This is a genomic window from Okeania sp. SIO1H4, from assembly GCF_010672695.1.
Taxonomy (GTDB): Bacteria; Cyanobacteriota; Cyanobacteriia; order Cyanobacteriales; family Microcoleaceae; genus Okeania; species Okeania hirsuta.
In genome coordinates, this window is record NZ_JAAHGB010000024.1 from 1 (window position 1) to 13,949 (window position 13,949).

Sequence of the window (13,949 nt, forward strand, 5' to 3'; positions counted from 1 at the left end):
TCCATAAATTCTCAAATTTCCACCTTTTTTCCTCTTTAATATTTATGTTTTTCTTTCTCTGTTCCCAGCTCCGGTGTTCCCAGTTAAGTGTGTCGTCACGCTTTGCAATATTTTATGAAATTGGTATAAAAATACTTGCACTACAGAATATTTAGTTATGAAGCAGTATTACCAATAGTATTGTTATTTTTAGTTTCCTGCAATAAATCTGCCCAAGACCAAGCAAAACTGACAATCATAGCTTTAGCTATTGCATTCATCTGTTCTTTGTTATAACTTTTGGGAATTTGTTGTGCTTCTTTAGATGTATTATTATTCATTTTGATTAATCTCATAAAATTACTCATAAAATTAAAATCCATACTTATAGATACAACTTCTATTAACTCTTTTCCGTAAAAATATAACTGTGACAAATAACAAACTGAATAGTGATCTATATCATCAAAAAATTACCGAAATATCAGTTTATAGATAAATTTACTTAGAGAAAAATGTCTTAACTGTACAAAATTATTAAAGTAGGGATTTTGCACAAATGAAGTAGAGAAATTACGAACTTTTGAATACTTGCATTATGCCAATTAAAAATATGGTTAAATACGGTTTCACAATCAACTAAATCCTGTAAAATGGCTTATTTATGAAAAGAGATAACACTGGATATCAGAAAAATTATCAACCTTTGATCAACTGGAGTTATACTAAATCCGGTTTAGATACTATCTTTAAATTGCAGGGATAATAGCATATAACTGAAGTTTTCAATAAAAAAAGCATTATTTTTAGGAATTGGTATAATACCAATTGATCGAGGAATATTATCAAACCAATAGGGAGGTTTCATAGAGCCTCCGTACAAAAGAATTTTATTTGTTTAGATACAAATATAAAAGCCTACATAGTCTCAACTACATATTTATAATTCTCACCTTTTTGTTCTTAATTCCCTTGCCTTAACATTTTTTTTATAGATGCTCTCTAATTCTAAGATATAATTATGAGAATTACGAGTAAAATAACAAATTCATATTCATAGATGCCAGTGTTTACTGTCAATAAGCAAAACTCTCGTCAACCTTATGACGGTTGGTCTTTAGATGACCGCGATCCAGAAGTAATTAAATCTTTGATGCCATTATGGGAATGGTTTTATCGTTATTATTTTCGAGTTCAAACCGATGGGTGGCATCATATTCCTAGAGATGAAAAAATACTGATCGTTGGCTCTCATAATGGTGGTTTACCCGCTCCAGATATGCATATGTGTATGTATGACTGGTTTAAAAGATTTGGTACAGAGCGTTTGGTTTATGGACTTATGCACCAGAATGCCTGGTCTGTTTTTCCTACTACTCCCTTAGCAGTACAATGTGGAGCAGTTAGAGCGCATCCGAAAATGGCGATCGCTGCTTTCCAAAGAAATGCCTCTGTGGCTGTTTATCCTGGTGGTGGCCCAGATGTTTTCCGTCCTCATTCTATGCGAGATAAAATCTATTTTGCTGGACGTAAAGGCTTTATTAAGTTGGCTTTGCGTGAAGAGGTACCTATTGTGCCAATGATTTCTAATGGTGCCCACGATACTTTAATAGTGCTGGCAGATGTTTATGAACAAGTGAAACAGCTCCATGAATGGGGTTTGCCTTGGTTATTTAGTCTCGATCCAGAAGTGTTTCCTATCTATATTGGATTACCCTGGGGATTAGCTATTGGGCCTTTACCTAATTTCCCTTTGCCAGTAAAAATTAATACTCGGGTTTGTCCTCCCATTGTGTTTGAGCGTTATGGACGTGAGGCAGCTAGCGATCGCGATTATGTTGATGCTTGTTATGAGCGAGTTATAACTAGAATGCAACAAGAATTAGACCAATTAGTGTTATCAACTTCATAATTTAGTATTGATTTCATTGCCCAAGAAATTTTAGCCTTCTCTTTCTGAACAAAAGACTCTGGTTTTAACTGGGAAAAGTTAGTGAAGTTCTCTCCCGTTAAATCGGAGATTATAACGGGAGCTTCTAAAACAGAGATAATTGAACTGAAGTGGGCTTGATTTTATAGCAATAAGTAATTATCATATTTTGATTTTACATTTACTGCTATATCATGTCAAGTAACTATAATAAAGGTTTTAGGTCTGTTTACTCTCTTGCTGTTCATATTGTATTTGTCACTCTTCTACCGAAAAAAAGTAATTACTTCTGAGATACTACAGCAATTGAACAAAATATTTGATCAAACCTGTCAAAAGTGGGAATGTGAGTTAGTAGAGTTTAATGGTGAAGTTGACCATGTACACTTATTAATCACATTTAACCCAAAAGTTCAATTGAGCAAATTTATAGCAAATCTCAAAACTGTTTCTAGTAGGTTGATCAGGAGAGACTTTGCTGATTACCTAGCCAGGTTTTACAAGAAACCTGTACTGTGGAAGGGTTCTGATTTTGTTGCTAGCTGCACCAGGTGTAACTATTGAGCAATTAAAGGAATATGTTGAACATCAATCGACACCTATTTAATTTGCTGTCGGGAATTGCCGAATCTAATTGGATATGGAGTAAAATCCCAATTACAAGTGGAGCAATAATTAACTTTTTCTTCTGTATATTTCGTATGACATATCGGACATTGATTCATATTATTTAATTCTTCTTATGAGTAAATATTGACAATAGTTTATATTATTATACCCAATACTGTCGCCGACAACTTGTAGATAGTCCACGAAATAAACCTATTTAAATATCTTGTGCAAGAGAATTTAGGAACACTCCATGAAATATCCCTACAAGGGTTTCATAAAAGGAGAATAATCTTAAATAATTTCCAACTCTAAATTATGACTTTTAGCAAAGTTATGAGTAAAATGATCTACCTCATTTGTATCACTCAATTCTAAGTTGTAAAAATCTACAAATTCATAATCTGAATATGGTCCCGCGTGCCAGGTTCCCACCTCTAATTTAATAAAACAATTCCCGGGAATTTTAAAAGCAACTACATCTTCTAATTTTGGTGCATTCTCTACACAAGGTGGAGCAACTGCCATTAACCATTCCTTAGCTTCTAGGGAACCCAAACATTGAGTACATTTTATATGACGAGTAATTTTAGTAAATTTTCGGTCTTTTCCAAATAACCGCATAATATAGAATCGTGGCGTACCATTTTCTAAATTTAATTGAGCATCGTCTTGGTTATATTGTTTATCATCTCCTGTTGCCCAAATTACTTGTCCAAAAGGTCGAAAATTCTCTGGTGTAATTTCTTGGGCAAACAGTTGTTTAACTACTATTGATTTACTCATTTTTGATTCTTATAAAATTTAGCTATACAAGTTTTTTTTACAGTAGATTTGACCAGGCGTGAGATACACACATAGGGGGCAAGATGCCCACACTGGGAACATTTAATTATTAATATTTGTACTTCTTATACGACCGAATCTACTGTATCTTTTCTATGGCGGGTTTAATCATGTTCGGATAATTACTTATATCATGTCCGGTTAAACAGTGATAAATAAATAACTACGGAGGAGTCAGGAGTCAGGAGTCAGGAGTCAGGAGGAAAGAGGTAATAAAGAAGAACAACAGGAGAAGAAGGAGAAAGTTTTTTTATAACTAATTATCCGGACATGATATTATAATAAATTTTTTGTTTGTAGTTAGGCTTTAGCCCTTACAATACTTAGTATTATTGCTCAAGCAAAACTACAAAGTCCTATTATAACTGTTCTACCGAACATGGTATAATACCTCACCTTACAGCGAGTGCTTCAAATTGTTTGGTCTCAGACCAATTCCCATGCATTAATTCTATACTTAAGTAAAACTTCAGTTATTAAGTAATTAACACAGGCAGAATTTTTTTTTGCTAATTTAAGCCAAGTTAATGTTAATTACTCTTATGTTTACTACTCCCCGACTCTCCCAGTCCCCTAATCAATAAAATCTAGAAAAGTTTTTGATAAATGGTATGATAAGACACGCCAATTCATGTCGTTGACTTATCCCCATCTACTTCTTCCTTCTTCCTTCTTCAAAGTTACTTAATTAGACTTAAACTCGAAACCATTCGCCTCAGCATAACGGTGTAAAAATCGCATGACTCTCTCAAAATTTTCCTCTGATTCTACTTCAAAAGAACATTCTACTTGAGAAAAATCACTTTCATCAGCAGACAAAAATTTAATCCCACTAGGAGCAACTTCAATATTTCCTTCCTCGTCTTTCAACCATAATTTATTTATTTTATTAGTGAAGGAACGAAAACTTTCCGTAGCTTGAAGACGGTCAAACATTAGTACAACTATTTTTGTGTCAGAGTTACGACGTTTTCTCAGACTAACTTCTGTAATTTTCTCATTCAATCCTTCAATAAATTCCACAGATACTGTCATTTTATTTCTCAAGCTGAATATTAATATTAAACAGTGATTATTTTACCAAAAAAAGTAGAAAGTGAGGAGTATAGCAGTCGAAGGAGAGATTATACCATTTCTCAAAAACTTTTCAACCCGTATCTTGAGTAGGAGACCCACCCCTACTGCTCCCAGGAGGGGAAGTAGATAGGGACATTGCATCCAACGTCTGTACAGAGAAGTAAACATACAGCAGATTCCACTTTAGTGAGATACATTCATGGCGGGCAAGATGCCCGCACTTGAATTCATTTCCTTGTTAATCTCTGTACTTCTTATGCAAGGAATCTGCTGTCTTTATCAAAATAATATGGGTCGCGCAACCCCACCTTTTAAGGCGCAATATTTTTGGATAGTTGCTCAAATCCCCTACTTCCGCTCCTGGGAGGGGTTAGGGGTGGGTTGACTTCTGAGTTCTGACTTCTGAGTTCTGACTTCCTTAAGCTCTGAGCAAGAAATCATCAGCACTCACAGATGCTTCATTGAGCAGTCTAGCAAATCTGCCACCACTACCAAATCCTGCTTCACTGCCATTTTGGTTGTAGAATAAGTTTCCGTTACCAGTGTTGTACACAATCAAAGCATTAGCAGTGGCCGCTTCTTGATTACTGCTAACTTCCTCAAACTCTGTTTCAATACTGGTAAGTGCAGTGAAAGTTCTTTGGTCTAGGAGAATCAAGTCTTGTCCGGGAACAAAATCTGTAATTCGATCTATTCCTAAATCTTCAGCAGTAAACTCCGCATTAGTGGCAAAAATAAAGCGGTCTATACTTGCTCCCCCAGTTAAAATGTCATTTCCACTACCGCCATTTAAGCGATCGCGACCAGTACCACCTTCTATAATATCATTACCATTACCCCCAAGGAGATGATCGAAACCAGGACGGCCAATCAAAAGGTCATTGCCATCCCCACCAAGTATAAAGTCGTTACCCAAACCACCATTAAGAACATCATCGCCATCCCCACCATTCAAACGGTCGTCATCCTTTCCACCCAGGAGACTATCGTTGCCGTTGTTACCATTAAGGGTGTCGTTACCTCCTAGTCCACTTAATCTGTCGTTGCCCAAGTCACCATTGAGAATATCGTTATCATTAGTACCTTCTAGGTTGAGACCAGGAACTATATCGCCGTCATCAATATTAGAAATCTCTACATCATCTGGATCGATGCCATTGTAGTTATCATCCTCACTTTCAGCGGCTGCTAGTTCAATAGTATAGTCGATGTTCCCGTCGATTTCGTTGTCGGTTACTCCTGTCACAGTAACGGTTTGGGGTTCGTCCCAATTTTCTGAAGTAAAGGTGAGACTGTCAGTATCAACTATGCCTTCGGTTTCGTCGGAACTGCTAATGGCAATGGTAACGTCGGCGGTAGGTTGGCTATCGAGAACAACGGTAAATTCGACAGTGTCTCCTGTTTCAGAGGTGTTGAGATCCTCTGTAGAATTAACTGTAATTCCTGGGTGTACTTCAATACTATATTCAATTTCCAGAGTATCTAGAGCTTCATTTGCTATGAACTGATGAGCTGCTTCTGTAGGATGAATTATATCCCAGAATATGTATTCATCTGGATCAGGAACATCAACATCACAGGATTCTACTGAACCATCTTCTCCTAAAAAGGCATCTGGGCAAACAGCCAAAACGTTATCTGACCATATATCTGTTACATTGGTAAAACCAAACTGAGCGGGATTATCAACGAACCCATCTAAAATAGGGTTAAAATTGAATAAGGTAATAGTAGCTCCAGACAAAGATTGCTCTAACTCAGCGATCTTTGACTCCAGTTTTTGATTATGCTCATTAGCTAAATTATTAAATTCCTCAGATGTAGATGTATCTACCAATGCACCTACAGGTGTGAGTTCTAATGATGATGATAAGTTAGGGACCAGGAAGTTGCGAGCGCCTACATCATATAAAGCTTCAATACCATTGGTGATATTATTAACAGTTGTATCTGTATTAGCTGGTTCCTCCGGTGGCGGTACTATGCCTAATTGAGATATAGGCTCTACAAGATAATCATTGGAACCCACCCAAATAATATATAGTGCATCAGAGTTAGCAGACTGATTTGTTGCTAATAGAGGATCGATAAAACTCTCAAGTTGTTGTTCTAAACCTGGCAGACCATTAACATTGTTTTGGTTTCCACTCTGCGCTCCAGCTATAGCATAGTTGGCTCCATCTGGAAAGACAACACCAGTGGAAAAAGCTATAGGATTTATTTCTAAGTCTAAGGATGATGCTAGAGAATCTACCCAAACAGGTCCGTTAGAAAGTCTGCCCTCAAAAGATAGGGGGTTTTCTGGAATTTGTCCTTCTAGGATACTAAAAAAATTTCCTGTATCTGAAAGACTATCCCCAAAGACGAACATTTGGGAAAAATCCAGATTGGAATTATCAAAGTTTTCATCCTCAATATCATTCATTTATTTAACCTTGATTAGTATAATAAACAGGACTTACGCAGGGACACTAAATCCAGTGATGGCCTTAGCGGAGTTTGGCGCTAGCCAATACCATTTGCCCCTACATATGGCGTTTTTAAGGTTAATTTGCGTAAGTCCTCATAAATTTACTTTTTAAGGATAATTCAAGTTATCTAGGAATGTCAAACTTATATGTCAATGCTTTTATATTTAATCAGCAAACCCTAATTAAATGATTGAGAAATCGCTGAGGAATATCTACTCTACTCCCCCAATGAATATGAAGATAGGAAGCATGAAGTTGATAAAATTTCCAACCTTCAACAGTTGCTTTGCTCCGATTTTTATCCTCATCAATTCGCCACATTTTGTATAGAGGTATTGGGGGTGCTGCAGTTAATTCAGAACGATGAAATTCATGTCCATAAACTTGTGTATTTGCTGCTAATAAAGGAGTATCTATATTAGTAATTGCTTGCCGATATCCTAACTTTAAATTTTTACCCATTACTGCCGTAGTTGGTAAAATTCCTACCATCTCCCAAGACTTACTATTAAAGTCAATAATTGCCTGAGATAAATACATTAACCCACCACATTCAGCATAAGTTGGCATTCCAGAAATAATTGCTTTCTCAACAGCTTTTCTGATTAAAATATTTTCGCTTAACTGTTGAGCAAAAACTTCTGGAAATCCACCACCAAAATATAAACCTTCCACTCCCGCAGGTAAATTTTCATCCTTTAGGGGACTCCAAAATACTATTTTTGCTCCTAACTCTTCCAGAATATCTAGGTTGTCTTGATAATAGAAATTAAATGCGCGATCGCGAGCTACTCCTATCAAAAATTGCGACTTTTTTTTCTCAATATTCTTGACATTTGATAGTGGAAAATGTATTCTATTGTTAGGGAGAACTTGGCTAGATAAAAAGTGCTGAGACCCCTCATTATGATTTTTTAAAAGTGGTAGTAATTTCTCCCAATCAAAACAAGTTTTTGCTAAGTCAGCTAAGTCATTAATTAAATTATCTAAATCTGGCATTTCATCAGTAGGAAGTAAACCTAAATGTCGGTCAGGAATAGTAATATTTTGATGTCGTCGTAGTACCCCAAGTACAGGTAAATTTATAAATTTAAGGGAATTTTGAAGTAACTGTAAATGGCGATCGCTCCCGACCCGGTTGAGTATCAAACCAGCAAAATTAATATTAGAGTCAAAAGAAATTAAACCATGAGCGATCGCTGCCACAGAACCTGATAACCGACTACAGTCAAGCACCAATAATACAGGTACATTCAGTAACCGAGAAATATGAGCAGTAGAAGCAAAATCAGGAAAACACCTACCACTTTGATCTTCTACCCCCCTTAAAAAGGGTGGACAGGGGGGAGCAAAACTTACCCCATCAAATAAACCCATCACCCCCTCAACCAAAGCAAAATCAACATCTTGAATATTTCGTGCAAAACATTGCTGCACATAAACCTCGGAAGTCAACACCGGGTCTAAATTCCGACAAGACTTACCCGTGACATACTGATGAAACATCGGGTCAATATAATCAGGCCCCACCTTAAATGATTGCACCTGCAAATTTTGCCACTTTAAATAAGACAGTAAAGCCAACGTAACAGTTGTTTTACCAACCCCACTACGTTCCCCCGCAACTATTAAACTCAATATTTCCCCCGTCTTTTTAACTCAAAAAATTGGGCATTGCTGAATTAAGATATGAAAGTAGGTTTATAGGGAACACTTAACTGGGAACAGGGAAAAGTTAATATTAACAAGTAGTTCAAACCATCCAAAATAAAAAATCCCAAATACAAAATTATCAAATCATACCCAGAATCAGCAACGCCAAAAATTGAAATCAGGAAACACCTTCCTCTTCATAAATTTCATGCTCTCGGTGAATAAAAACTTCTGCCAACGCCTGATAAGCTTCTGTCCAAGCAGATATAACTTCTGGCGTAGCTGCCTCTCCCAAAACATCCTGCATAGCTTGCAACATACATTCTCCCACCACTGGATATTGTTCCGGTAGTACATGAGTTTGCACATGGCGGTGAGCAATTTTTTCAACCATTGATTTTAGACCAGCCAAATTATCAATATGAGCAGCATAACTATAAACTGCAGTAGCTAACTTTGCAGGTTGAGATCCATCAGCTTGAGCAGACATATTAAACTGGGATTTGATTTCAGGATGATTTTCAAACATTATTTCATACATCCGAGTAGTAATTTGTTTTCCCTGTTTTTTCAGCACTGGTGCGGTAGATTTGACAATATTAATTGTTTGTTGACTGACCATATATATTGTTAATAATTTGATACCAAAATAATTTTACCTTTCGATAATTTGTTATCGAATTAAATCAACTTTTTCTTTATACATATAAAGTCAAAAAAAATAAGCAGGTAGGCGCGAATAAACGTCACTATGTAACGAAATGTTTATGCACCTCATATCCTTGAGATTGCTTCCTTCCATTCTGCTCCAATCGCAATGACGTAGTTGTAAATTTTCCCACCTACCTACTTATGGTGTTGCTGATTTGAGGTATGAAATTAAACTTTAGGTAAATTTTAAGCCAAAACAAGGCATTGCTTAGGGGTGGGATGAATATAAGTGGGGTGGGTATCCTGCCTGCCCAAAAATATCAGGAACGGGCAAATATCAGGAACGGGCAAGATGCCAATTCCACTTCCACAGTGCAAATTATATAAGACTTACGCACCTGCAACGTATTTTAGTCATTGCCATCGACAGGGTTTGCGTAGCAGTCCGGAACGGAAAGCAATCTCAAATCCTAGTTTTTCCTATCTCATAGGTAAGTCCTATATTTCTCCCTGTTGCCTGTTGCCAGATGAGTTGTTGCCTCTTTTCTGGAGATGTCTATCATAACCAAAACTAAATTTCACAGACATATTCGCTCCGTTGCTGAATCAACTTTGCTACTAAACCAGTCCAACCAGTCTGATGACTCGCCCCTAAACCCGCACCATTATCGCCGTGAAAATATTCATAAAACAAAATTAAATTTTGCCAGTGGGGGTCATTTTGGAATATTTCTGTGTCACCATAAACTGGAGATTTTCCATTTTCATCCTTGAGGAAAATTTTAATTAGTCTCGCTTCAATTTCTAATGATACTTCCCATAAATTCATCATCCGACCTGAACCTGTCGGACATTCCACTCGAAAATCTTCACCTAAATAATTATGAAATCTTTGCAGAGATTCTATCATTAAATAATTAATTGGAAACCAGATTGGACCCCGCCAATTAGAATTTCCTCCAAACATTTGACTGGTAGATTCGGCAGGTTCATAATCAACTCTATATTCTTCTCCATTCGCATTAAAAATATAGGGATTTTCGGCATGGAAATGAGATAAGGAACGAATACCATAATCGCTGAAAAATTCATTTTCATCTAACATTTTTTCGAGGATTATTCGTAGGCGTTCGGGACTAACAATTGCTAATAAACGTTCTGAGTCAATACCGCAAGCTTCCATACAAGCAATATTGGCGCTAAGGTCTATCCTATTTGCCATAAACCATTTTACCCGTTTCTGGAATTTAGGTAATTGTTGTAAAGTTTCTGAGTCAATAATTGCCACAGCAAATAATGGAATTAATCCTACTATTGAACGGATTTTTATATGTATATCTTCTTTATCTGGTTGGTGGAGAACATCATAATAAAAATTATCAGTTTCATCCCAGAGTTGAGTCCCATCTGAACCTAAATGATTCATGGCATCAACTATGTAGAGAAAATGCTCGAAAAATTTAGAAGCAATATCTTCGTATACTTCATTTTCTTTGGCAAGTTCCAGAGCAATAGTTAACATATCTAGACAGTACATTGCCATCCAACTTGTACCGTCTGATTGTTCAATATGACCTCCGGTTGGTAACTCTGAACTCCGGTCAAATACTCCAATATTATCTAAGCCTAAAAAGCCTCCTTCAAACACATTATTCCCCTCAACATCTTTCTGATTTACCCACCAAGTAAAATTAAGTAAAAGTTTTTGAAATACTCTTTCGAGAAACTTGCGATCGCTACGACCATAAAGTTCTTTTTCTATTTGATAAACTCGCCAAGTTGCCCAAGCATGAACGGGAGGATTTACATCACTAAAATTCCATTCATAAGCTGGTAATTGACCGTTGGGATGCATAAACCATTCTCTGGTTATTAGGTCTAATTGACGTTTAGCAAAATCAGGGTCAACTATTGCTAAAGGTACGGCATGAAATGCTAAATCCCAAACAGCATACCAAGGATATTCCCACTTATCAGGCATGGAAATTATATCGTCATTAAATAGATGAACCCACCCATAATTTCTAATATGTTTACGGTTTTCTGATACTGGCGGTTGGGTAGGGTCGCCTTTTAGCCATTCTTCGACAATATAATGATAATATTGTTTTGTCCAAAGTAGTCCGGCAAAGGCTTGACGCTGAATATTACGCCATTCATCCTTCATTTTACAAGGGGAAAGACGCTGATAAAATTCATTTGCTTCTTGAATTCTGGTTTGAAAAGTTTCTTCAAATTCTGTGTCTAAAGGCTGTTTAATTTCTGGGGAGTTAGCAAGTCTCAATTTAACAATTTTAGTTTCACCTGGTTCTAGTTCTAGACGATAATGTGGAGAAAATTTAGTTCCATACATCTCTGGATTAATGGCATTTTTTTGACCGTTAACTAGATAATTATTGATGCCGTCTTTGGTATAAAGAGAATCATTTTTTTCTCCAAATAAAGTTTGTTTATTAGTTTCATTTTCTGTGAAAAATAGTTCCATTGTCTGAGGAAAATAAAACCACCTTTTTCCTAAAGTTGGATGCTCTGCTTCAATCAAACCAGGATTAACTTTTTTGAGGAGAGGTTTTTGGGATTTATTATCCCAAGACCAAGTATTTCTAAACCAAAGAGTGGGCAATAAGTGTAACGTCTTAGTTTCTGAACCTCGATTATTTACTGTAATTTTAATTAAGATATCTTCTGTTGTTGCTTTAGCATATTCAACCAAAACATCAAAATAACGATTTTCTGCAAATATTCCTGTGTCGAGTAGTTCGTATTCTGAAGATTTGCGGTCGCGCTGTTGATTTTCTGCTACTAAGTCAGCATAAGGATAAGCACTTTGAGGATATTTATAAAGTGCCTTCATGTAACTATGACTGGGGGTATTATCTAAGTAAAAATAATATTCTTTAACATCTTCCCCATGATTTCCTTGACTTCCCGTTAAACCAAAAAGTCGTTCCTTGATAATAGGGTCTTCGCCATTCCAGAGAGCGATCGCAAAGCACAGTCGTTGATGATTATCTGAAATACCACAAATACCGTCTTCTCCCCATCGATAAGCACGAGAAAGAGATTGTTCGTGGGAAAAGTAATCCCAAGCAGAACCATCTTCACTATAGTCTTCTCGTACTGTTCCCCACTGTCTCTCGCTCAAGTATGGCCCCCAGCGTCTCCAGTATGCTTCATGGTTGAGGTCTGCTTCTAATCTTTGTTCTTCTTGAGTAAATAGGTTATTGTTTTGAGTATTCATGATAATTAATACTTCGGAACAGTTGAAAATATCAATTTATTATAATTTTCCTCAACTATCTGTAACACAATAACTATTTCTAAATCAGGGAATAGGGAACAGGGAACAGTGGTAAAAGCTTTTTCACGATCAACTCGATGAGCATTATCTTTTTTCTTTACGGGTTTAATACCCCCCCATCTATACGATGTTTACAATTAGTTGGGTTATAAAACATGAACAGGACTTACGCACAGACATTAAATCTAATGAGGGCGAACGCCATTCGCCCCTACATATGGCGTTTTCAAGGTAAATTTGCTAATTCCTGATGAAGTGACTTATCGAGGACTATCCCCATCCATTTTTTCCTTCTCTCCTAGATAACTAAACACCTTCTTCCTTCTTCCTTCTCTCCTAGATAACTAAACACCTTCTTCCTTCTTCCTTCTTTTATCTATTGAGATTATTTTTTTCTTCCAGTTCTTTCACTTCTTTTTCTAGGAAAAAGTTGAGAAAAGTCCTAATTCCAGCAACTGCTGCTAACTTTCCAAGATCGCTCCAACTTGGAGAGATGGCAGTTCCTACTATATCAGCAGCTAACAGAAATTCTAAAGCTAGAACTAGGGAAATACCTAAGTCGAGTCTAATTCTTCCCTCTTGTGCAAAAAGCTGATTATTTTTCCGTCTGTGCCACATTTGTGCTAGTGCTTTTAGCACTGCAAAGGCAATAATAAAAACTGCAACTGCCTCAATAAAAATCTTCAGAATAAGGACAAACTCATCTAAAAAAATCTCAGCTAATTCTATTATATTTGTAGCTAGATAAAAATATATCATTGAAAATAGATTGAGTAGATTCATTTTCCAGTATAGCGATCGCGTATTTTTCTAGATAGCAAATTAACAAATTATATCAAATTCGGTTAAACAGTTATAGAATGGTTAAGTCTTTAGGAGTCAGGAGTCAGGAGTCAGAAGAATCACAAAGATGAGCGTAGTTATGACGATTGAATATTTTTTTATGTCCAATTCCCTCGGATTTGATCTTAAAACCCGGTGTTGGTGATTTGAGGTATGATATCAAATCCGGTTAAATACCCTCACAATCAATAGACATCTCCAGAAAAGAGGCAACAGCTCATCTGGCAACAGGCAACCCACCCCTCGCCCCTCCCCCTCCTGGGAGGGGAATAATTGATAATTTATGGATAATAATTGATTTTATTTTTGATTTTTACCAGATGTCTAATAGCTTAAAACCCTGATTATTACCTTATTGGATCTATATGCAATTAGGCGGATTTAATATGATATCATGTCCGGATAATTACTGATAGAACTCCGTTCCGCGCTCCGCGTTAACGTTTGCGGTAGCATTCCGTAAGGAAAGTTGTGCGCCAGCAAACAAAAAACTTTCTGCTTCTACTCCTCTTTCTTCTTCTTTCTTCCCTACTGACTCCTGACTCCTGACTCCTGACTCCTAAGTCATTAAGATTAATATCACTCACGC

General features: G+C 36.6%; 10 protein-coding genes and 1 pseudogene. 2 read left to right on the forward strand and 9 right to left on the reverse strand.

All coding sequences use genetic code 11. The features are described from left to right. Window positions 1-155 precede the first annotated feature (155 nt). Window positions 156-320, reverse strand: a complete 165-nt coding sequence (locus F6K06_RS17200; RefSeq protein WP_161564722.1) for a hypothetical protein — start codon at window positions 318-320, stop codon at window positions 156-158. 719 nt (window positions 321-1,039) lie between these two features. On the opposite strand from F6K06_RS17200, the gene F6K06_RS17205 reads away from it, so the two are divergent. Then, a complete protein-coding gene (locus tag F6K06_RS17205; protein WP_124147351.1) occupies window positions 1,040-1,891 on the forward strand; it encodes a lysophospholipid acyltransferase family protein in 852 nt (283 codons plus the stop codon). Window positions 1,892-2,103: 212 nt separating this feature from the next. Beyond that, window positions 2,104-2,516 (forward strand): annotated as a pseudogene (tnpA, locus tag F6K06_RS17210) (IS200/IS605 family transposase). Between the two features lie 296 nt (window positions 2,517-2,812). Here tnpA and F6K06_RS17215 read toward each other — a convergent pair. The 8 genes from F6K06_RS17215 to F6K06_RS17250 form a co-directional block, all read right to left on the reverse strand. Beyond that, entirely contained in the window at window positions 2,813-3,304 is a 492-nt protein-coding gene (locus F6K06_RS17215; protein WP_124147350.1) for an ureidoglycolate lyase, read from the reverse strand. A gap of 744 nt (window positions 3,305-4,048) precedes the next feature. After that, window positions 4,049-4,399, reverse strand: coding sequence for a photosystem II reaction center protein Psb28 (gene psb28, locus F6K06_RS17220; protein ID WP_124147349.1), 351 nt, complete (start codon window positions 4,397-4,399; stop codon window positions 4,049-4,051). Between the two features lie 460 nt (window positions 4,400-4,859). Further along, window positions 4,860-6,866, reverse strand: coding sequence for an SGNH/GDSL hydrolase family protein (locus F6K06_RS17225; RefSeq protein ID WP_240041579.1), 2,007 nt, complete (start codon window positions 6,864-6,866; stop codon window positions 4,860-4,862). Window positions 6,867-7,080: 214 nt separating this feature from the next. Then, window positions 7,081-8,550: a cobyrinate a,c-diamide synthase gene (locus F6K06_RS17230; RefSeq protein ID WP_287239023.1), complete on the reverse strand. Its 1,470-nt coding sequence runs from the start codon at window positions 8,548-8,550 to the stop codon at window positions 7,081-7,083. Window positions 8,551-8,743: 193 nt separating this feature from the next. Then, a complete protein-coding gene (locus tag F6K06_RS17235) occupies window positions 8,744-9,187 on the reverse strand; it encodes a globin domain-containing protein (RefSeq protein WP_124147345.1) in 444 nt (147 codons plus the stop codon). 600 nt (window positions 9,188-9,787) lie between these two features. Next, window positions 9,788-12,457, reverse strand: a complete 2,670-nt coding sequence (locus F6K06_RS17240) for a glucosidase (protein WP_124154672.1) — start codon at window positions 12,455-12,457, stop codon at window positions 9,788-9,790. Window positions 12,458-12,889: 432 nt separating this feature from the next. Beyond that, window positions 12,890-13,276: a DUF1622 domain-containing protein gene (locus tag F6K06_RS17245; protein ID WP_124147343.1), complete on the reverse strand. Its 387-nt coding sequence runs from the start codon at window positions 13,274-13,276 to the stop codon at window positions 12,890-12,892. A gap of 521 nt (window positions 13,277-13,797) precedes the next feature. Next, the gene (locus F6K06_RS17250; protein WP_287308847.1) at window positions 13,798-13,947 is read right to left on the reverse strand and encodes a hypothetical protein; all 150 of its coding nucleotides are present in this window, start codon (window positions 13,945-13,947) and stop codon (window positions 13,798-13,800) included. Between the last annotated feature and the right edge of the window lie 2 nt (window positions 13,948-13,949).

Bases quoted from the DNA above. Each gene is read 5' to 3' on its own strand.
- F6K06_RS17200 (WP_161564722.1), bottom strand. From the start codon at position 320: ATGAATAATAATACATCTAAAGAAGCACAACAAATTCCCAAAAGTTAT.
- F6K06_RS17205 (WP_124147351.1), top strand. From the start codon at position 1,040: ATGCCAGTGTTTACTGTCAATAAGCAAAACTCTCGTCAACCTTATGAC.
- F6K06_RS17215 (WP_124147350.1), bottom strand. From the start codon at position 3,304: ATGAGTAAATCAATAGTAGTTAAACAACTGTTTGCCCAAGAAATTACA.
- psb28 (WP_124147349.1), bottom strand. From the start codon at position 4,399: ATGACAGTATCTGTGGAATTTATTGAAGGATTGAATGAGAAAATTACA.
- F6K06_RS17225 (WP_240041579.1), bottom strand. From the start codon at position 6,866: ATGAATGATATTGAGGATGAAAACTTTGATAATTCCAATCTGGATTTT.
- F6K06_RS17235 (WP_124147345.1), bottom strand. From the start codon at position 9,187: ATGGTCAGTCAACAAACAATTAATATTGTCAAATCTACCGCACCAGTG.
- F6K06_RS17240 (WP_124154672.1), bottom strand. From the start codon at position 12,457: ATGAATACTCAAAACAATAACCTATTTACTCAAGAAGAACAAAGATTA.
- F6K06_RS17245 (WP_124147343.1), bottom strand. From the start codon at position 13,276: ATGATATATTTTTATCTAGCTACAAATATAATAGAATTAGCTGAGATT.